The sequence below is a fragment of the Allobosea sp. RCC_152_1 genome (assembly GCF_041360765.1).
Taxonomy (GTDB): domain Bacteria; phylum Pseudomonadota; class Alphaproteobacteria; order Rhizobiales; family Beijerinckiaceae; genus Allobosea; species Allobosea spartocytisi.
On record NZ_JBFUPU010000008.1, the window covers coordinates 158,626 to 178,037 of the forward strand.

The 19,412-nt window shown below is 67.5% G+C and carries 19 protein-coding genes; 8 read left to right on the plus strand and 11 right to left on the minus strand.

Features of this window, described 5'->3' with window-relative positions; all coding sequences use genetic code 11:
- Positions 1–213: 213 nt before the first annotated feature.
- Positions 214–1,296, minus strand: coding sequence for an ROK family protein (locus tag AB6806_RS23145; protein WP_142022833.1), 1,083 nt, complete (start codon positions 1,294–1,296; stop codon positions 214–216).
- A gap of 200 nt (positions 1,297–1,496) precedes the next feature.
- Here AB6806_RS23145 and AB6806_RS23150 point away from each other — a divergent pair, with 200 nt between their 5' ends.
- On the plus strand, positions 1,497–1,973 hold the full coding sequence (locus tag AB6806_RS23150) for a DUF2938 domain-containing protein (RefSeq protein WP_370955627.1): 477 nt from the start codon (positions 1,497–1,499) through the stop codon (positions 1,971–1,973).
- Positions 1,974–2,018: 45 nt separating this feature from the next.
- Here the strand turns inward: AB6806_RS23150 and AB6806_RS23155 are convergent, their stop codons facing one another.
- From AB6806_RS23155 to gloB, 3 genes are read right to left on the minus strand one after another with little or no spacing between them, the layout of a single operon-like run.
- Entirely contained in the window at positions 2,019–2,780 is a 762-nt protein-coding gene (locus AB6806_RS23155) for a GNAT family N-acetyltransferase (protein ID WP_370955628.1), read from the minus strand.
- A complete protein-coding gene (locus tag AB6806_RS23160) occupies positions 2,777–3,241 on the minus strand; it encodes a cupin domain-containing protein (protein WP_038362849.1) in 465 nt (154 codons plus the stop codon). The genes AB6806_RS23155 and AB6806_RS23160 overlap by 4 nt, the downstream gene beginning before the upstream one ends.
- 2 nt (positions 3,242–3,243) lie before the next feature.
- Positions 3,244–4,008 (minus strand): hydroxyacylglutathione hydrolase, encoded by a 765-nt coding sequence (gene gloB / locus AB6806_RS23165; RefSeq protein ID WP_370955629.1) that lies wholly within the window; start codon positions 4,006–4,008, stop codon positions 3,244–3,246.
- A 143-nt stretch (positions 4,009–4,151) separates the two neighbouring features.
- On the opposite strand from gloB, the gene AB6806_RS23170 reads away from it, so the two are divergent.
- The 4 genes from AB6806_RS23170 (at position 4,152) to AB6806_RS23185 (ending at position 8,760) form a co-directional block, all read left to right on the plus strand.
- The gene (locus AB6806_RS23170) at positions 4,152–4,949 is read left to right on the plus strand and encodes a class I SAM-dependent methyltransferase (protein WP_112761760.1); all 798 of its coding nucleotides are present in this window, start codon (positions 4,152–4,154) and stop codon (positions 4,947–4,949) included.
- 105 nt (positions 4,950–5,054) lie between these two features.
- The gene (locus tag AB6806_RS23175) at positions 5,055–6,008 is read left to right on the plus strand and encodes an acetyl-CoA carboxylase carboxyltransferase subunit alpha (protein ID WP_370955630.1); all 954 of its coding nucleotides are present in this window, start codon (positions 5,055–5,057) and stop codon (positions 6,006–6,008) included.
- Positions 6,009–6,195: 187 nt separating this feature from the next.
- Entirely contained in the window at positions 6,196–7,632 is a 1,437-nt protein-coding gene (locus tag AB6806_RS23180; RefSeq protein ID WP_185748015.1) for a murein L,D-transpeptidase family protein, read from the plus strand.
- Positions 7,633–7,875: 243 nt separating this feature from the next.
- Complete coding sequence (locus AB6806_RS23185; protein ID WP_162719936.1) at positions 7,876–8,760, plus strand: TorF family putative porin; 885 nt, start codon at positions 7,876–7,878, stop codon at positions 8,758–8,760.
- A gap of 55 nt (positions 8,761–8,815) precedes the next feature.
- Here the strand turns inward: AB6806_RS23185 and AB6806_RS23190 are convergent, their stop codons facing one another.
- Positions 8,816–9,319: a MarR family winged helix-turn-helix transcriptional regulator gene (locus AB6806_RS23190; RefSeq protein WP_142022836.1), complete on the minus strand. Its 504-nt coding sequence runs from the start codon at positions 9,317–9,319 to the stop codon at positions 8,816–8,818.
- A 228-nt stretch (positions 9,320–9,547) separates the two neighbouring features.
- Between AB6806_RS23190 and AB6806_RS23195 the strand changes: the two genes are divergently transcribed.
- Entirely contained in the window at positions 9,548–10,258 is a 711-nt protein-coding gene (locus AB6806_RS23195; protein ID WP_370955631.1) for an alpha/beta hydrolase, read from the plus strand.
- A gap of 108 nt (positions 10,259–10,366) precedes the next feature.
- Here the strand turns inward: AB6806_RS23195 and hemH are convergent, their stop codons facing one another.
- Positions 10,367–11,431, minus strand: a complete 1,065-nt coding sequence (gene hemH / locus AB6806_RS23200; protein WP_370955632.1) for a ferrochelatase — start codon at positions 11,429–11,431, stop codon at positions 10,367–10,369.
- Positions 11,432–11,609: 178 nt separating this feature from the next.
- On the opposite strand from hemH, the gene AB6806_RS23205 reads away from it, so the two are divergent.
- A complete protein-coding gene (locus AB6806_RS23205) occupies positions 11,610–13,133 on the plus strand; it encodes a bifunctional metallophosphatase/5'-nucleotidase (RefSeq protein WP_370955633.1) in 1,524 nt (507 codons plus the stop codon).
- Positions 13,130–13,828 (plus strand): uracil-DNA glycosylase, encoded by a 699-nt coding sequence (gene ung / locus AB6806_RS23210; RefSeq protein ID WP_370955634.1) that lies wholly within the window; start codon positions 13,130–13,132, stop codon positions 13,826–13,828. Before AB6806_RS23205 ends, ung begins: the two co-directional genes overlap by 4 nt.
- Positions 13,829–13,887: 59 nt before the next feature.
- On the opposite strand, the gene AB6806_RS23215 is transcribed toward ung, so the two are convergent.
- From AB6806_RS23215 to AB6806_RS23235, 5 genes are all read right to left on the minus strand, one after another.
- A complete protein-coding gene (locus AB6806_RS23215; RefSeq protein ID WP_370955635.1) occupies positions 13,888–15,120 on the minus strand; it encodes a phenylacetate--CoA ligase family protein in 1,233 nt (410 codons plus the stop codon).
- Between the two features lie 41 nt (positions 15,121–15,161).
- Positions 15,162–15,842 (minus strand): zinc metallopeptidase, encoded by a 681-nt coding sequence (locus AB6806_RS23220; protein WP_370955636.1) that lies wholly within the window; start codon positions 15,840–15,842, stop codon positions 15,162–15,164.
- Positions 15,843–15,870: 28 nt separating this feature from the next.
- On the minus strand, positions 15,871–16,716 hold the full coding sequence (locus AB6806_RS23225) for an ABC transporter ATP-binding protein (RefSeq protein ID WP_038362855.1): 846 nt from the start codon (positions 16,714–16,716) through the stop codon (positions 15,871–15,873).
- Positions 16,717–16,892: 176 nt separating this feature from the next.
- Positions 16,893–18,224: an ABC transporter substrate-binding protein gene (locus AB6806_RS23230; protein WP_113253463.1), complete on the minus strand. Its 1,332-nt coding sequence runs from the start codon at positions 18,222–18,224 to the stop codon at positions 16,893–16,895.
- Between the two features lie 104 nt (positions 18,225–18,328).
- Positions 18,329–19,408, minus strand: a complete 1,080-nt coding sequence (locus AB6806_RS23235; RefSeq protein ID WP_370955637.1) for a branched-chain amino acid ABC transporter permease — start codon at positions 19,406–19,408, stop codon at positions 18,329–18,331.
- Between the last annotated feature and the right edge of the window lie 4 nt (positions 19,409–19,412).

Genomic DNA, 19,412 nt, shown 5'->3' on the forward strand with positions numbered 1-19,412 from the left:
GAGCCTCGGCACAGCCACGGGCTCAAGGCAAGACGAAGGCCGCTTTTCGACTGCCGGCAAGGCAAGACTCCCGCAATTCCTTTGCTGGATCGCGCCCGAACCGGACGCCACGCCGCGTCTTCACCGGCAAAGGCGACCTGAAGATGGCAGGGCCGCGCTTTTTCTCCGCTGCGCGGCTCTCAGGACGAGGGCCCGTCTTGCCGAACCGGATCGTCAGCCCTTCTTCTTCACCTTGTCGCGGTTGCGATAGCTCGCATTGCCCAGCCCTGTGCCGATGGTGAGCACGGCCCAATTCTCCACGTCCTGCATCGCCGGCATCTCGCTCAGCCCCTGGATGACGGCGTCGTTGTGCATGACGATCTCGGTGTCGTGCTCGCCGATCCGGGGCACCAGCTCGCGCACGCTGGCGACGAGGTTGAAGCGGCTGCTCTCCCAGTTGCCCGGCAGGTTCTGGGCGCCGCGGTCGATGCTCCCGTCGGGCTCGATCAGGCCGGGGCAGCCGATGCCGATGAAGGGCGCGACCCGCAAGCCTTCCTTCTCGGCCTGCTCGATCTGTTCCTTGAGCATCCGGCCCAGACGTTTGATCGCCTCGTCGCGGCTCGTCTCTTCGTCGGCATGGCGCCAGAGCTCGGATTTCCAGACGCGGGCCTTGCCCAGATCGGGCGCCTTCTTCTGCCGGAGCTCGACGATGCCGGCGCGGATGTTGGAGCCGCCGATATCGACGGCGACGAGGCTGTCGAAAGCCTCGAAGATCCATTTCGGCGCGAGATGCGCGCTGCCGACGAGCCCGGCCTCGTCCGGGTGGTGACGGATCGGGACGAGGTCGATGTCGCGGCCCTCCGTGCGCAGGATGATGGCGGCGCGCGCGATGGCGAGCTCGCCGATGCGGCTCTCGCGAAAGCCGCCGCCCACGACGATGCGCTCGACCTCGGCCCAGTTCTTCAGCCGGGTGAAGCGGCGGATGACGAAGGCGAGCGACTGGGCGAAACCCTCGACCGCGCCGAGGACGAGGGCGGCTTCGGTGGCGTCGCCCTCCTTCAGCAGCGCATCGAGTTCCTTCTTGCTGATCTCGGCGGTCTTGCCCTTGAGCGGGTCGTCGCCGTTCTTCTTCAGATGCTGCCGCAGCGCATCGAGATGCTCGACGAAGGCGCTGCGGCTCGCCTTGTCGCCGACGAAGCCGTCCTCGTCGCGGATTTCGAGATTGTAGCTGGTGACGATGACGGAAGGCAGCTCCGCCGCCCCGTGCGGACCCGTCGCGCCGGCACTGCGCGTCTTCTCTGCCGTTGCCCCAGCCATATGCACTCCTCTTGCGATCTCTCCGGAGGCAACACCGCGCCCGGCGCGAGGTTCCGGTGCGGGCCGGATGCGTCTTCCGCAGGCCGCGGCTGCGTCGGGGGCGCCTCCGGCCGGTTGACCGCGGCGGCGATCGCCGCTCCAACGAGGAGGGCAGCGAAGATCGCCGGTTTTTGGGCGCGAGAGTTTTGGGGGGACGAGATTTGGCGGATCTGATCTATCGCGCGGTCGTCATCGGCATCGGCGCGACCATCCTGTTCGATCTCTGGGCGCAGTTCCTGCGGCTCTTCGGCATGCCGAAGCCGAACTGGGGGCCGCCGGGGCGGTGGTTCGCGCATCTGCTGCGCGGGCGCGTCGTGCATGAGGATATCGCCAAGGCCGAGCCGGTCGCCAACGAGGTCGCGCTGGGCTGGCTCTTCCACTACCTCGTCGGCATCCTCTTCGCCGGCATCGTGCTGGTGGTCTGGGGCATGGGCTGGGCGCGCAACCCGACCTTTCTGCCGGCGCTGATCGTCGGGCTCGCGACGGTGGGCTGCGGCTGGTTCATCCTGCAGCCGGGCATGGGCATGGGCATCGCCGCCTCGAAGCGCCCGAACGCCAACCAGATCCGCCTGCTCAACATCGTCGGGCATACGGTCTTCGCCATCGGCCTCTACGGCACGGCGCTGCTGATCGGTTGAGGCATTGCGCCGTCATTCTCGGGTCAAGCCCGAGAATGACGGACGCTAGTCCAGGATTCGCGTCTCGTAGGCATAGAGCTGGCGGTAGCCGAGGCTGCGATAGAGGCTGATTGCGATGGCGTTGCTCTGCTCGACCTGCAGATAGGCGCTGTGGCAATCCATGGCGCCGGCCCAGCCCATCAACCCGGCGACGATCCGGCGGCCCAGCCCCTTGCCGCGATGGGCGGGATCGACGCAGATTAGCCCGATCTCGGCCATGCCGCGCTCCGCCACCGCCATGCCGAAGGCGACAGGCTCGCCTTCGACCAGCCATGAGGCGAAGGCGGCGGGCAGGCGGACCTTCTCGACGATGGCCGCCAGATTGCCCGCATGGGTCTTCACGCCGCTCTGGCGCGCGGCGACGCCGGCGATCCATTCCAGCTCGGGCCGGGCCTCGATCTGGAGCTCCGCCTCTTCGGAGACCGGGAGCCCGGCGAGCGGCGCGATCATGCCGAAAGAGGCGTCCTTGACCCAGTAGCCGCGTGCCAGCACGGCCGCGCGGGTCGCCTCGGCGACGAGCGGGGTCAGCCGGATCGTGGGCGGCAGACCGTCGGCGCGGTAGAGCTCCTCGAGCATGTCGAGCATGGCATCGTCGAGCTCGGCGCCATAGGCGAGCGGCGTCGCCGAGTTGGCGCGGCCGGAATAGCCATTGGCGAAGCGCAGCACCCAGTCGCCGAGGACGAGCGTCGACAAGGCCGGCCAGGCATTGATGATCCGCCGCTCGCATTCCAGCGCGAGCTGGCTGTCCTCGTTCGTCGTCAGCATCATGCTCCTCCAGCCGGCTTGCGGGGCGTCGGCCGCCAGCCCGGCGGCGCCATCTCGAATCCCGAAAACGCGAAGCCCGGCGCGACCGTGCAGCCCACCAGCGTCCAGGCGCCGAGCGAGGTCGCGCTCTGCCACCAGCCGGCCGGCACCACGAATTGCGGGCGCTGGCCGGCGGCGAGATCGGTGCCGAGATGATGGGCCGAGGCGTCGTGGCCATTGGGCGAGACGGTGATGACCAGCGGCGCGCCGGCATAATGGTGCCAGATCTCGGCGGCATCGACGCGGTGCCATTCCGAGGTTTCGCCGGTGTCGAGCAGATAGTAGATCGCGGTCGAATGGCCGCGTCCTTCCGGGCCTTCCGCGTCGCGGAAGGTCTCGCGGTAATGCCCGCCTTCGGGATGGGGCTTGAGGTCGAGCAGGCGGATCACCTCCGCCGCCGTCAGCCCTTCGAGGCGATGCGGCATGGTCAGAACTTGTTCTTGGCTTCGCGGAGCGCCGCGAAGACCTGGGAAGCCGGCTTACCGGCGAGATGGACGGTGGCCGCCAGCGCGGGCTCGCCAGCGCGGAAGAAGGGGTTCGTCGCCTGTTCCTCGGCGATGGTGGTCAGCGCCCAGAAGCGGCCTTCCGCCTTGGCCGTCTCGGCCTCGGCGAAACGCGCGGCGAGCGCCGCATTCGTCGGATCGACCGAGCGGGCGAAGCGGGCATTGGCGAGCGTGTAGTCATGGCCGGTGACGAGCCGGATGTCGCCGGGCAGCGCCATGATGCGCGAGAGCGAGGTCCACATCCGGTCCATCTGGCCGGGCTGGACCCGGCCGCAGCCCATGACGAAGACGACGTCGCCGACCAGCGCGATCTTGCTGCCCAGGCCGATATAGCTGAGATGGCCGTCGGAATGGCCGGGCGTGTGCCAGATCTCGAAGCGCTCGCCCGCCAGCGCCACGCTGTCGCCCTCACCGATCACGCGGTCGAGCGGGGCGGATGTGCGGGCATCGGCCGGGCCGACGACGGTCGCGCCCGTCGCCTGCTTCACCTCGGCGACGCCTTGCGTGTGGTCGTGATGGGCATGGGTGATGAAGATGTCGCTGATCGTCCAGCCCTTGGCCCTGGCGGCGGCAAGCATCTCGCCGGCATCGGGCACGTCCACCGCCGCGCAGGCGCCGGTCGCGGGGTCGTGGAGCAGGGCGCCCGCATTGTCGCTGAGCGTGCGGAAGACATGGAGGTCGAGCGGCATGGCGGACTCCTGCGAGTGCGAACGGACGCCCTGCATGGGCCATGGCCGCCTGCCGATCAAGCCACCGGGCGCGCAGTGTCGTCGTGCAGTTGCTGCGGAAGCCGCCCTTGCGTTCGCGCGCGCGGCGTTCCATCTCAGGCGCCATGCCTCTCGACGTCGTCGACCTGCGCGCCTTCTACGCCAGCCCGCTCGGGCATGTGGCGCGACGCTTCATCGGCCGGGCCATGCTGCGCTTCTGGCCGGATTGCGACCGCCAGCGGCTGCTGGGGCTGGGTTTCTCCACGCCCTATCTCTCCGTGCTCGGCATCGAGGCCGAACGCACCATCGCCTTCATGCCGGCGGCGCAAGGCGTGGTGAACTGGCCCTCGCCGGGGCTTTCCGCCTCGGCGCTGGTCGAGCCGACTCTGCTGCCGCTGCCGACCGCCTCGATCGACCGGGTCGTGCTCGTCCATGCGCTGGAGGAGACCGAAAGCCCCGACGACCTGCTGGAAGAGGTTTCGCGCGTGCTCAATCCCGGCGGGCGGATGATCCTGGTGGTGCCCAACCGGCGCGGCCTCTGGGCGCGCATGGATGGCACGCCCTTCGGACAGGGCCGTCCGTTCAGCCGCCGCCAGCTCTCGGCGCTGATGCGCGCCGCCGAATTCTCGCCCGAGCACTGGGCCGAGGTGCTCTATGTCCCGCCGCTGCAGCGGCGGATCCTGATGCGTTCGGCCTATGCCTGGGAGCAGATCGGGCTCGGGCTGTCGCTGCCCTTCGCCGGGGTCCATGTCATCGACGCGACCAAGCAGTTCTACCGGCGCGCGCCGCTGCGCGCGACGCGGCGCAGCTTCGCGCTCAGGCCCATCCTGCTGCCGCAGCCCGCGCCGACGCCGCGCGCCGCGAAGCCTTCCGGCAGCGCGGGACTGGAATTCCCGTCACCTCGAAAACCCCATGCGGGTTGACAATTTCGCCGGGTCGCGGACATGGTCCGCCGCCTTTCGAGCCCCGGTTTCACGCGAAACCGCCGATCCGTGCCGAACCCGGCGCGGAAGCTGAACTGGATCACGATGCGTAGCTATCTGGATTTCGAGAAACCGGTCGCCGAGCTCGAGGCGAAGTCGGACGAGTTGCGGGCTCTCGAGGCGCGTGGCGACGGCATCTCGTTGTCGGAAGAGATCGGCAAGCTCGACGCCAAGGCGAACCAGGCGCTCAAGGAAATCTATGCGGCGCTGACGCCCTGGCAGAAGACGCTGGTGGCGCGCCATCCGCAGCGGCCGCATTTCAAGGATTACTGCGCCGCGCTGATCGAGGAGTTCACGCCGCTCGCGGGCGATCGCGCCTTTGGGGAAGACGAGGCGATCGTCGGCGGCTTCGGCCGCTTCCGCGGCGAGGCGGTCTGCGTCATCGGCCAGGAGAAGGGCGATTCGACCGAGACCCGCATCCGGCACAATTTCGGCATGCCGAAGCCCGAGGGCTATCGTAAGGCGGTGCGGCTGGTCGAGATGGCCGGCCGCTTCGGCCTGCCGGTGCTGAGCTTCGTCGACACCGCCGGCGCCTATCCGGGCATCGATGCCGAGGAGCGCGGCCAGGCCGAGGCCATCGCCCGCTCGACGGAGGCCTGGCTCGGCCTGCCCACCGCCAGCGTCGCGCTGGTGATCGGCGAGGGCGGTTCGGGCGGGGCGATCGCGATCGCGGCGGCGAGCCGCGTGCTGATGCTCGAGCATGCGATCTATTCGGTGATCTCGCCGGAAGGCGCGGCCTCGATCCTCTGGCGCGACACGGCGCGCGCCCAGGACGCCGCCACCGGCATGAAGATCACGGCGCAGGACCTGCTCAGGTTCGGCGTCATCGACGGAATCGTCTCAGAGCCGACCGGCGGCGCCCATCGCGACAAGCAGGCGGCGATGACGCGGGCGGGGGACGCCATCGCGGCGGTGCTCGCCGATTTCGCCGGCCTCGACGCGGCCGCGATCGTCGACAAGCGGGCGGAAAAATTCCTCGGGATCGGGCGCCATCTCTGAAAGCGTTGATTTCGCGCCTGCGAAACGGCGGTGTCTTTACCGGGCATTGACCATGTGGCCAGACTCAGGGAGCCTATGGTAAGGAACCCTCAAGGCTAACGCTTCTAAAACAGGACGACGGCACAATTTAGCCGTCTTGCGAAGTCACAGGTCGCGCCCCGGCCTGCCGTTCGATGGGATTGACGACGTGGCACTGAAGCAACTCGCGCTCGTGGCTTTTGTTGCATTGACCCTGGCGGCTTGCGAGGAAGAGCGTTATCGCGGCGCCGGTCGCCACAACATCCCGATTCCGTCGGCGACCTATGCGCTGATGTCCGAGAAGGGCATGAGCAAGGACCAACCGATCCTGATCCGCTCCTACAAGAAGGAGTCGGAGCTCGAGGTCTGGAAGCGCAAGGCCGACGGCCGCTACGCCCTGCTCAAGACTTTTCCCATGTGCCGCTGGTCGGGCCAGCTCGGCCCGAAGGTGCGCGAGGGCGACCGCATGGCGCCGGAGGGCTTCTACGCCATCGCGCCGCAGCAGATGAACCCGAACTCGTCCTATTACGTCTCGTTCAACATGGGCTATCCCAACGCCTATGACCGGGCCCATGGCCGCACCGGCGCGCATCTGATGGTGCATGGCGCCTGCTCCTCGGCCGGCTGCTACTCGATGACGGACGACCAGATCGGCGAGATCTACGCGCTGGTGCGCGAGGCGCAGAACGCCGGCCAGAAGGCCGTGCAGATGCAGGCCTTCCCCTTCCGCATGACGGCGAAGAACCTCGCCCAGCACCGGCTCGATCCGAACATCGCCTTCTGGAAGAACCTGAAGGAAGGCTCGGACTATTTCGAGGTCGTGAAGGACGAGCCGGCCGTGTCCGTCGCCGGCGGCCGCTATGTCTTCAACGGCGGCTCGGAGCCGGCCGAGGTCGCCGCGAAGGAACGCCAGGACGCGGTCGAGGTCGCTGCCCTCGTTGCCAAGGGCACGCCGGCGATCCGGCTCGTCTATGACGACGGCGATCAGCACAACTCGTTCAAGCAGGCGCTGATGGCCGGCGGGGCCGATGCGCTCAACCGCAGGGCGTCCTGGGCGTCGCGGGATGTCGGCATCAGCCGCGAGGATGCGCTGGCCTCGGGGCCGAGCGTGGTCGTGCTCGACGACAAGGGCAGGGCGAAAGGCACGGCGCGCGCCGCTTCGGCGGATGACGGCGCGGTGATGGCTGCGGTTGCCGCCGCCGCACCGGCCGAGGTTGCCAAGCCCGAGCCCAGCAAGCCCGAACCGGCAAAGGCCGAGACCAAGCCGTTCACCGCCCCGGCGACGACCCAGCTCGCGCGGATCCAGCCCGGCAAGGCCGAGCAGGCGCCGGTGCTGGCCAGCACCACCTCGGTGCCGGTGGCTGCGCCGGCCGAGGAGAGCAAGCCCTTCCTGCAGCGCGCGCTGAGCTTCATGCCGACATTCGGCGGCTCCTCCAGCACGAGCGGGCAGAGCACCGCTGCCGTCGAGGTGCCGGTCGAGGTCACCGTGCCGGCAAATCCGACCAATATCCGCGCCCCGCTGCCGCCGCGACGGGCGACGAACCTGCGCACCAGCAGCCTGGACCAGTCGCCGGCCGCCTATGCCAGCCAGCCGGTCACGCGCTGATCGGCGTCGTTTCCGGCGTTTTGGGTATGTGACGGAACTGCAACAGTTCCCGATCAAATGATCTGAGCCTGTTTTGCAGGCGCGAAGGCCCCCGTTTCGGGGGCTTTTGCTTATTTGGCGGGCAGGCTGCCGAAAAGCTCGTCTTGCCGAAAATCCCCCGTGCCCTGCTTGATTGTGGCGAAAGCGCGACCAAGGCGCGGTGAGGGGTGCTGGGCGATGGTTCTGGATCTTTTTCGGTCTTCGGTGTTGGGGTTTGGCATTTCGACCGTCTTGGCGGCCGGTGCGCTCGCTTCGGACCTGCCCAGCAAGAAAGGGGCGCCGCCCGCTCCGGTCGTGCCGGCGATCACCTGGTTCGACATCGCGGTCAATGTGAAGGGCCAGACCGACTATAATTTCCGCGGTATCTCGCAGACCGACCGTAGGCCGGGCTTCGGCGCCGGCGCCGAGCTGCAGGTCTACAACAATCTGTTCTATGCCGGCATCTACGGCTCCAGCGTCGATCTGGCGACCAAGCCGAGCGCGGAAGTCGACTTCTACGGCGGCATCCGTCCGAAGTTCGGCGATCTCGCCTTCGATTTCGGCGTGATGCAGTACTACTATCCGCGCGAAAAGCAGCTGATCGACTTCGCCGGCACCTACTGGACGCCGAAGAACACCGATTACACCGAGGTTTATGGCAAGGTGTCCTACACCTTCGCCGAGAGCCTCACACTCGGCGCGAACGTCTTCTACGCCTGGGATTGGCTCGGCACCGGCGCCGACGGCACCTATGCCTCGGTCACGGCGAAATACGCCCTGCCCTTCCTCGAAGGGCTGTCGGTCTCGGGCGAGCTCGGCCATTACTGGCTCGGCCGGACCAATCTGGCGATCTGGTCGACCAATCCGCCGACCAACCTGCCCGACTACACCTACTGGAACGCCGGCGTCTCCTACACCTGGAAGAACGTCACGGCGGATCTGCGCTACCACGATACGACGCTGTCGAAGACCGAGTGCTTCGCGCTGACCGCCGATCCGAGCGGTATCTACTCGGGCAGCGGCCGCTCGAAATGGTGCGGCGCCGCCGTGGTCGGCACGCTCTCCTTCGACATCACGGCCAGCAGCCTCGGCATCTTCGCACAGCAGTAAGCCGGGCTCTCATTGTCCATCGCGAAGGGCCGCCCGTTCGGGCGGCCCTTTTGCGTCAGCTTTCCAGCGCCTTGGCGACGCGGCGCATCATCTCGCCGATGGCGTTGCATTCGTCCTCGCTCAGCACCGTCATCATCGCCTCGATCTCCGCGACATGGATCGCCATCGCCTTGCGGGTCAGAGCCTCGCCCTCCGGCGTGAGCCAGAGCCTGCGCACGCGCCGGTCCGCCTCGTCGCCGCGCCGCTCGATCAGCCCGCGCCGCTCCAGCACCGGCAGCAGCATGCTCATGGCGCTGCGCCCGACCAGCAGCTTCCCGGCCAAGGCCTGCTGCGTCAGGCCGGGCACGTGGAAGATGTTGGCGAGCACGTCATAGTGGGCGACCTGGATGTCGAGCGGCGCCAGCGCCTCGCCGAAGGCCTTTTCCCAGAGCGTGTGGACGCGGGCGACCGAAATCCAGTTGCGGAAACGCGGCAGATCCCAGGGCAGGAGCTGGCGCGCCGGCTCCGGCCCGGAACCCGCCGTCGAAGAGGTCTGGGAAGAGGCTTGCTTTTTGTTCATGGCTGAACATAATAGTTCAGCGTTGAACAGATTGGGCTCCATGCCATGGCCGACACCGCTCTCCGTCTCCTGCGTCCTCTGACCCGGGTCGCCAGCTTCGTGGCGCCCGCGGCAACCGGCAGACTCGCCTTCCGTCTGTTCTGTACCCCGCCGCGCCGCCCGGCGCGAAACGAAAACGCGTCCGCCGGTGCGCGGAGCGCCGCGGGCCGCCTGGCGGAAGCGGAGGCGATGGCGGTTCCGTTCCCCTGCGGGAGCGTCACGGCCTATGTCTTCGCGCCGGTCGGGGCCAGCCAGCGCGGCACCGTGCTGCTGGTGCATGGCTGGAACAGCGAAGCGGCTTTCATGGCCGCCTTTGCCGCGCCGCTGCGCGAAGCCGGTTTCCGCGTCGTCGCCTTCGACCTGCCGGCGCATGGCGCCTCGACGGGGCGGGTGCTGAACCTGCCGCTCGGGGTGGCCAGTCTGGCGGCGGTGGCGCGCGCCTTCGGGCCGCTGCATGCGATCGTGACGCATTCCTTCGGCGGGGCGATCGCGCTCGCGGCGCTGGCGGGCGCGGTTCCCAGCCAGCCGCCGGTGAGTGCCGGGCGTCTCGCGATGATCGCCGCGCCCTCCTCGATCAAGCAGATCACGCGGCGCTTCGGCGCCGGCATCGGGCTCGGCCGGCGCGGCCAGGCGGCGCTCGAACGGCGCATCCATGTCGTCGCCGGCAATCCGGTCGAGGCTTTCGAGGGGCCGGCGCAGCTCGCCGCGATCGGCGTGCCGACCCTGGTCGTCCATGACCGGCAGGATCGCGAGCTCGATTTCCGTCATGCCGAGGCGCTGGCGGCGGCCGGCCCCTTCGTCGACCTGGAGGAGACGAGCGGCTTCGGCCACCGCCGCATCCTGCAGGCGAAGCCGGTGATCGAGAGCGTCACGCGCTTCGTCAGTGGCGAAGGGCGCTAGAGCATTTCCGCGCTTCTCCGAATCGGAGAAATGCTCTATCTCTTTGTTTTACCGCATTTTCTTCACGCGAACCGGTGCCCACTTCGCTCGAAAATGCTCTAGCTTGCCTCAGAGCCAGCCCATCAATTCGCGCTGCACGACTGCGGCGATGACGTCGATACCCTCGGCGGAATCGTTGAGGCAGGGCAGATAGGCGAATTTTTCGCCGCCATTGTGCAGGAAGATCTCGCGGTTCTCGCCGTCGAGCTCCTCAAGCGTCTCCAGGCAGTCGGCCGAGAAGCCCGGCGCCACGATCGCCATCGACTTCTTCCCGGCCAGCGCCAGCGCCTTCACCGTCTCGTCGGTATAGGGCTGCAACCATTCATCCGGCCCGAAGCGCGACTGGAAGGTCAGCGGGAAACGCTCCTCGGAGAGGCCGAGCTCGGCGCGCAGCAGCCGCCAGGTCTTCACGCATTGGCAGTAATAGGGGTCGCCCTTGAGCAGGTAGTCCTTCGGCATGCCGTGGAAGGAGCAGAGGATGACCTCCGGCTCGAAATCGAGCCTAGCCAGCGATGCCCGCATCGAGCGGGCGAGCGCGCCGATATAGGCGGGGTCGTCGTGATAGGGCGGCGAGACGCGCACCGAAGGCTGCCAGCGCATCTGCATCAGCGCGCGGAAGGCCTGGTCGCAGGCGGTGGCCGAGGTCGGCGCGGCATATTGCGGATAAAGCGGCACCAGCAGGATGCGGTCGCAGCCCTGGTCGAGCAGGGCCTTCAAACGGCTCTTCACATCGGGCAGGCCGTAGCGCATCGCCCAGTCGAAGACGACGCGCTCGCCGGCCAGCGGCTTGAGGCGCTCGGCGAGCTGCTCGGTCTGCGAGCGCGTGATGGTCTTGAGCGGACCCTCATTGCGCTCGTTGTTCCAGATCGAGGCGTAGTCCTTGCCTTTGCGGCCCGGCCGCGTCGACAGGATGATCAGGTTGAGGATCGGCCACCATTTCCAGCGGGGTTCCTCGATGACGCGGCGGTCGGAGAGGAACTCCTTGAGATAGGCGCGCATCGGCCAGTAGCCCGTGCCTTCCGGTGTGCCGAGATTCATCAGCAGCACGCCGATGCGGCCGTATCGGGCTTGCGGGTGATCCGGCGGGAGCGGAACGGCTTCGCGGGCCGGGGCCGTGGCGATGTCAGCAGTCATGAGCGCAGGCTCTCCTTGCGCTCGTGATTTAGACGAGTTCGCGCTTTCGTCCAGCCTTGAAGAGAGGGGACGGGCCGGGTGCGACATCGCCGACAGGCAGGTCCGGGGCCGAAAGGCATCTGGTCAGCGCGGCGCGTCTCTTGCTAGTCTGGATGCCTTCTCAAGAGGGGCGCCCGCCATGACAAAGCTGACACGTCGCAAAGCCCTCGGCGTTCTCGCCGCCCCTGCGGCCCTTGCCGCGACGGCCCCGGTCGCGATGGCGCAGCAGCCGGCGCCGAGCTTCACGCTGCTGCTGGTCAACGACATCTACAAGATGAGCGACGACAAGGGCCGCGGCGGCTTCGCGCGGGCCGCCGGCATCGCCAAGGCGGAGCGCGCCAAGGGCGTGCCGGTGCTGTTCTGCCATGCCGGCGACTGCTACTCGCCCTCGCTGATGTCAGGCTTCGACCAGGGCGCGCATATCGTCGCGATGCAGAACAAGATGGGGCTCGACGTCTTCGTGCCGGGCAATCACGAGTTCGATTTCGGCAAGGAGAACTATCTCAAGCTCGTCGCCGCGCAGACCTATCCGACCTTCGCCGCCAATCTGCGCGATGCGGCCGGCAACCCGCTGCCCGGCCACAAGGACAGCCAGATCTTCGAGCTCGGCGGCATCAAGGTCGGCGTCATCGGCACGGCCTATGACCCGACGCCGCAGATCTCCAATCCCGGCGACCTGAAATTCTCCTCGACCATGGAGGCGCTCAAGCGCGAGGCCAAGGCGCTGAAGGGGCAGGGCGCCGATATCCTCGTCGCCGTCGTTCATGCCGACCGGGCGATGGACAACGAGATCGTGCGCTCGCGCGTCGTCGACGTCCTGCTCACCGGCCACGACCACGACCTCGCCATCGCCTATGACGGCAAGGTGGTGATGGTGGAGTCGAACGAGGAGGGCAATTACGTCACGGCCATCGACATCGCGGTCAGCATCAAGGGCGAGGGCGCGGCGCGGCAGGTGACGTGGAGCCCGACCTTCCGGGTCAACGATTCCCGCTCGGCGACGCCGGACCCGGAGGTCGCGGCCATCGTCAAGGGCTACGAAGGGGAACTCTCGAAGGAGCTCGACGTCGATGTCGCCAAGCTCAACGTGCCGCTCGACTCGCGCACGGGCGTCATCCGCACGCAGGAGGCGGCGATCGGCAACCTGATCGCCGACGCGATCCGGGCCGCCACCGGCGCGCAGTTCGCCATCACCAATGCCGGCGGCATCCGCGCCAACAAGCAATATGCGGCCGGCACGACGCTGACGCGGCGCGACGTGCTGAGCGAACTGCCCTTCGGCAATGCCACCGTCATGGTCGAGATCACCGGCAAGGACGTGAAGGACGCCATCGAGAACGGGCTTTCGCCGGCGCCGCAGGGCTCGGGCAAGTTTCCGGTCGTGGCGGGGCTGAAGTTCGAGGCGGATATCAAGCAGCCGGTCGGCTCGCGCGTCACTGCGCTCACCCTGACCGACGGCACGCCGATCGACCCGGCCGGCAAATACACCGTCGCCTCCAACAACTTCATGCTCGAGGGCGGCGACGGCTATACCGCGCTCGGCCGCGGCAAGACGCTGATCGGCCTGACCGACGGCAAGCTGATGGCCAATGAGGTGATGGTCTATCTGCGCCGGCTCGGGACGATCGACGCCAAGGTCGAGGGGCGGGCGGTTCTGAAGTGAGCTGCAGCAAGGCGCTCGCGGCTTTCCTGGCGAGCGGGAATTCCCGGGGCTGGCGCGACCTGCCGGTCTTTGCTCCCGGTGCGGAGGCTGCACGCGCCTGCGCCGCCGTGGATGCCGAGCGGGCTGCGGGCCATGTCGTGGCGCCGGCGCCGGAACGGGTGTTCGCGGCGTTGTCGCTGACGCCGCTGGACGCGGTCCGGGCGGCCATCCTCGGACAGGACCCTTATCCGACGCCCGGCCATGCCAACGGGCTCGCCTTCTCCTATGTCGGGCCGCCGCCGCTGCCGCGCTCGCTCGTCAATATCTACAAGGAGCGCGCGGAGGATCTCGGGCTACCGGCGCCGGGCGATGGTGACCTGACGCGCTGGGCGCAGCAGGGCGTGCTGCTGCTCAACACGGCGCTGACCGTGCGCGAGGGCGCGAGCAAGGCGGGTTCGCATCTTCAATTGGGCTGGGGCAAGGTCACCGACGAGATCATCGCCGCCATCGCGCGGATGCGGCCGCATGTCGTCTTCCTGCTCTGGGGCGCGCCGGCGCAGACGAAGCGGCCGCTGATCGACGAGAGCCGGCATCTGGTCATCGCGAGCGCCCATCCGTCGCCGTTGTCGGCAAGGCGGGGATTTTTTGGGTCGAAGCCGTTCAGCCGGGCGAATGCGTGGCTGGAGGAGCAGGGGGAAAAGGCGATCGACTGGTGAGGGGCGCCTTCCTTCTCCCCTTGCGGGAGAAGGGAGCGCGCAGGCTTCGGAGGCGGCCGCTACCCCACCGGTCGCTCGTCCGCGATGACCTTGCCGTCGTTCGGCAGGGCGCCGAGCGGCAGGATCTCGACTGCGCCCTTGAGCTTGGTCACTTGCTGCAAGGTCGAGGACATCGCGTCGACCAACCCGGCCGGCTCGGCATAGATCTCGGCCTTCAAGGTCATGGTGTCGACCTCGTCGGCGCGGCCGACGACGAGACGGAGCTTGGCGATCTCGGCATGGCGCCTGGCGATCTCGGCGACCTGCTCGGGGCGCACGAACATGCCCTTGATCTTCGCCGTCTGGTCGGCGCGGCCCATCCACCCTCTGATGCGGGTGTTGGTGCGTCCGCAAGTGCTGATGCCGGGCAGGACGGCGGTGAGATCGCCGACGGCCAGCCGGATCTGCGGGTGATGCGGGTCGAGATTAGTGACGACGACCTCGCCGACCTCGCCTTCCGGGACCGGGTCGCCGGTGCCGGGGCGGACGATCTCGACGATCAAATTCTCGTTCAGGACCATGCCTTCGCGGGCGGAGGTCTCATAGGCGATGACGCCGATATCGGCGGTGGCATAGAGCTGGTAGGCGTCGATGCCGCGCTCCCTGACCCAGGCCTGGAGCGAGGGCGGGAAGGCCGCGCCGGAGACGACGGCGCGCTTGATCGAGGCGATGTCGATGCCGCGGGCATCGGCGGCCTCGATCAGGATCTTGAGGAAGTCGGGCGTGCCGGCATAGGCGCTCGGGCGGTAGGCCGCGATCACCTCCATCTGCTGCTCGGTATTGCCGGGACCTGCCGGGATGACGGCGCAGCCGGCGGCACGCGCGGCCGAGTCCATGATGAAGCCGCCCGGCGTCAGATGATAGCTCAGCGTGTTCAACACGATGTCGCCCGGCCGGAAGTCGGCGGCGACGAGCCCGCGCGCGGCACCCCAGGCGTCGCTCGCCGTGCCTTCCGGCTCGAAGATCGGGCCGGGCGAGGTGAAGAGCCGCCCGAAGGAGCCGGGAGCGGAGGGGACGAGGCCGCCAAAGGGCAGGGCGGCCTTCTGCAGGGCCGGAAGATCGGCCTTGCGCAGGACCGGCAGGCGGGCCAGCGCCTTGCGGTCGGTGATCCCGGCGGGGTCGATGCCGCCGAGACGCTCGGCATAGGCCGGGGCGCGCATCGCAGCCGCAAGCAGCCCCGGCAGGCGCGCGAAGAGATCGGCCTCGCGAATCTCGGGGGGACGGGTCTCCAGATCGTCGTGATGCGCGTTCATCTGTCGGGTCCCAGGTCGTGATCTCGTTCGGGGCGGCGGCGTCAGCGGATGACGCGCAGCAGGCGCAGGAAATTGAGCAGGCCGATCAGCGCGCCGGCGACATAGGTGAGCGCCGCAGCCCGCAGCACGCCGCGGGCGGCAGGCAAGTCGCGCCGGTCGAGATAGCCGTCCCCGGCGAGGATCGGCAGCGCCTTGCCGAAGCTGGCGTCGAATTCGAGCGGCAGCGTCACCAGATGCACGACGAGCCCGATGCCGAGCAGCGCCACGGCAAGGCCGAACTGCATCAGACCCAAGGCCGGCAGATGCGTCACCGCCGCGACCAGCGGGGCGGTGATCAGGATCGTCATGGCAACCTTGTCGACGATCCCCATCGTGCGGGCGAGCAAGCTGCGCGCCGCGAGCAGCGTGCTGCCTTCCGCGTGCTGGATGGCGTGGCCGACCTCATGGGCGGCGACAGCGACGGCCGTGATCGAACGGCCGTCATGGTTGTCGCGCGAGAGGCGCACGACGCGCGCCTCCGGATCGTAGTGATCGCCGCCCTCGGTGGTCTCCACCGCGACGGCGCCGAGCTGGAAGCGGTCGAGCAGATGCCGCGCCAGCTCGCCGCCGGTTCCCGGCAGGTCCGGCCGGGCGACGGCATGACGGCTCATCTGGCTGCGGACCCAGGCCTGCGGCCCGAAGATCAGCAGGAGAACCAGCAGGGCTGCCACGGCATAAAGCATGGTGATCGACCGTCGAACCCGTCCCGTCTCAGGAGAGCCAGCGCTTGCGGCGCTTGTAGCTCTTCACCTCGCGGAAGGACTTCTTGTCGCCTTCCGCCACGCCAAGATAGAATTCCTTCACGTCCTCGTTCTCGCGCAGCATCTTCGCGTCGCCATCCATGACGACGCGGCCAGTCTCCATGATATAGCCATAGGTGGCATAGCGCAGCGCCATATTGGTGTTCTGCTCGGCAACGAGGAAGGATACCCCTTCATCGGCGTTGAGCTGGCGCACGATCTCGAAGATCTCCTCGACGATCTGCGGGGCGAGACCCATCGAGGGCTCGTCGAGCAGGATCATCTTGGGGTTCGACATCATCGCCCGGCCGATGGCGCACATCTGCTGTTCGCCGCCGGAGGTGTAGCCGGCCTGCGAGGTCCGCCGCTGCTTCAGCCGCGGGAACAGCGTGTAGATCTTCTCGAGGTCGCGTTTGATTGCGGCATTGCCGTCGCGGCGGGTGAAGGCGCCGGTCAGCAGGTTCTCCTCGATCGAGAGATGGCCGAAGCAGTGGCGGCCTTCCATGACCTGGATGCAGCCGCGCCGGACGAGCTCGTTCGGCGAGAGCTTGTCGACGCGCTCGCCGTCGAAGACGATCGAGCCCTTGGTGACCTCGCCGCGCTCCGCCTTGAGCAGGTTGGAGATCGCCTTCAGCGTCGTGGTCTTGCCGGCGCCGTTGGCGCCGAGGATCGCGACGATGCCCTGGCGCGGCACGGTGAGCGAGACGCCCTTCAGCACCAGCACGACATGGTCGTAGATGACCTCGATATTGTTGAGCGACAGGATGGTGTCGCGCGCGGTCGCTGCGGCCGGTTTTTCGAGGGTGGCGGTCGACATCTCACGCTCCTTCCTTCTCCCCTCAGGGGAGAAGGTGGCCCGGCGGAGCCGGGTCGGATGAGGGACATGACGGATGAGAACGGAGCAACTCTGCCCTCATCCGTCTGCTTCGCAGACACCTTCTCCCCTGAGGGGAGAAGGAAGGCGGGGGCGGCGCGAACCGCCCCCTTTTGTCGTCAGGACGACTTCTCGCAGGACTCCGAGCGCTTGGGCCAGTTGCCGGCCTTCTCGACATAGTCCTTGGCGTTGGATTCGATGAGCGGACGGACCTCGTCCTTCATCGGCTCGACCCAATCGGCCTTCTTGGTCCATTTGGTGCCGTCCCACTCGGAGACGAACATCTTGCTGTGGCCGGAATGGTCGGTGCAGGAGATCGTCGTCGGCGTGACGAAGCCGCCGAGCCCGATCTCCTTCAGGCGCGCCTCGGTCAGGTTGAGCGATTCCAGGCCCCGACGCATGTCCTGCGCGTCGATCACCTTCTTGCCGGTGAGCTTCTGCGCGTTGCGGATGCCCTCGACGACGAGCATCGCGTTGTAGACGCCGCGGTTGTAGAGGGCTTCGCCGACCTTCTCCTTCGGCGTCGTGCTCTTGCCCTTGTCGACCACGAATTTGAGGATGTCCTGCATCGCGGGCGCTTCGGTGCCGGCGAGCGTCCAGCTCAACGAAGAGTAGCCCTTGGCCTGCTCGCCGCCGGCACGGGCATCGTCATCGCCGCCGGCCCACCAGACGCCGACGAACTTGTTCATCGGGAAGTTGTTCTTGGCGGCTTCCTTGACCGCGGTCGGGTTCATCGCGCCCCAGCCCTGGTTGTAGAGGAAGTCGGGCCGGTCGCGGCGGATCGACAGCCAGAGCGAGCCCTGATTCTGCATGTCGGCCGCCGCCACCGGATAGAGCTTCAGCTCGAAGCCGTATTTCTTGGCGAGGTTCTCCAGAACCGGGATCGGCTCCTTGCCGAAGGGTGCGTCGAGATGGATCAGGCCGAGCTTTTTGCCCTTGAGCTTGTCGAGGCCGCCGAGCTCGGCCGCCATGTGCTTCACCATGACGGAGGCGCCGTCCCAATAGGTGAAGGGCGGGATGAAGACCCAGGGGAAGTTCGTGCCGTCGGCCGAAGCGGAGAGGCCATAGGCCATCGACAGGATCGGAATCTTGTCAACATGGGCGCGCGGGATCGCGGCGAGCGTCGCGCCGGTCGACCAGGGCGAGTAGACGATGGTGTTCTTCGCCTTGGCCTGCTCGTAGCACTCGATCGACTTCTTGGTGTCGTAGCCGGTCTCGCATTCCTCGTAGATGACCTTGACGCCGTTCACGCCGCCGTCGCGCTCGTTGATCATCGTGATGTAGTCGCGCATGCCGTCGCCGATCGGGATGCCTGAGCCCGAGAACGGGCCGGTGCGATAGGCGTTGTTGGCGAAATAGACGCTGTCCTGCGCATAACCCGGCGCGACGATGGCGGTGGCGGCCAAAAGGGCCCCGAGTCCGGCAGCTTTCATCAACTTGCTCGTCTTCATGGACTTCCTCCGTTCGTTTCCTCCGGGGCCGGTTCCAGCCGGTCCCGTCTTGCTTTTCGCCGGCGCTTCTGGCGTGCCGGTCGTTTGTTGGACTCTCTCCCGCCTCAGTACGGGAAGGGCCATGTCCGCAATTTCTGCTTGCCGATCTGCCAGAGCCTTGCGAGGCCGTGCGGCTCGACGATCAGGAAGAAGATGATCAGCGCGCCGACCAGCATGAAGGTGACGTGCTCGGCCGCGGCGCCGCCGATCGGGACGCCCAGCGCCGGCAGGCCGAATTTCAGCGCCGTAGGCAGCACCGAGAGGAAGGCCGCCCCGAAGAAGGAGCCGATCAGCGAGCCCAATCCGCCGATGATGACCATGAACAGGATGCTGAAGGACAGCCGGATCGAAAACACGTCCGCCGCCTCGCCGCCGCCGTACCAGAGGAAGATCATCATCGCGCCGGCAACCCCGGCGAAATAAGAGGAGACGGCGAAGGCCATCAGCTTGGCGTTGAGCAGCTTGATGCCCATGAGCTCCGCGGCGATGTCCATGTCGCGCACCGCCATCCAGGAGCGGCCGAGCTTGCCATGGACCAGGTTCGAGGCGAACCAGGTCAGCACCACGACCAGGCCGAGGCAGACGAAATAGCGCGTCTCCGGGGTGGCGGATGCGCCCGTGAGCGGGATATCGAAGAGGGTGCGCTGCGGCACCTCGATCGCGCCCGAGGCGTTGTAGTTGAACAGCCAGGGCACGCGCACGAAGGCCCATTGCAGGAAGAACTGCGCGGCGAGCGTCGCGACCGCGAGGTAGAAGCCCTTGATGCGCAGCGAGGGCAGGCCGAAGAGCACGCCGATGCCGGCCGAGAACAGCCCCGAGAGCAGGATCAGGACGATGATGTTCACGCCCGGGAACAGCGTCGTCAGCTTGTAGCAGCTATAGGCGCCGACCCCCATGAAGGCGGCAGTGCCAAGCGAGATCAGCCCGGTATAGCCGGTGAGGATGTTGAGCCCGATCGCCGCCAGCGAGAAGACGAGGAAGGGGATCATCACCGAGGCGATGAAGAAGTCGCTGCCGAAGAAGGGAATGACGACGAGGGCGATCGCCAGAATGACGGCGATGCCGATCCGGTCCTCCCGGAGCGGGAAGACGCCCATATCGGCGGCGTAGGTGGATTTGTACTGGCCGGCCTCACGGTAGAGCATGGTT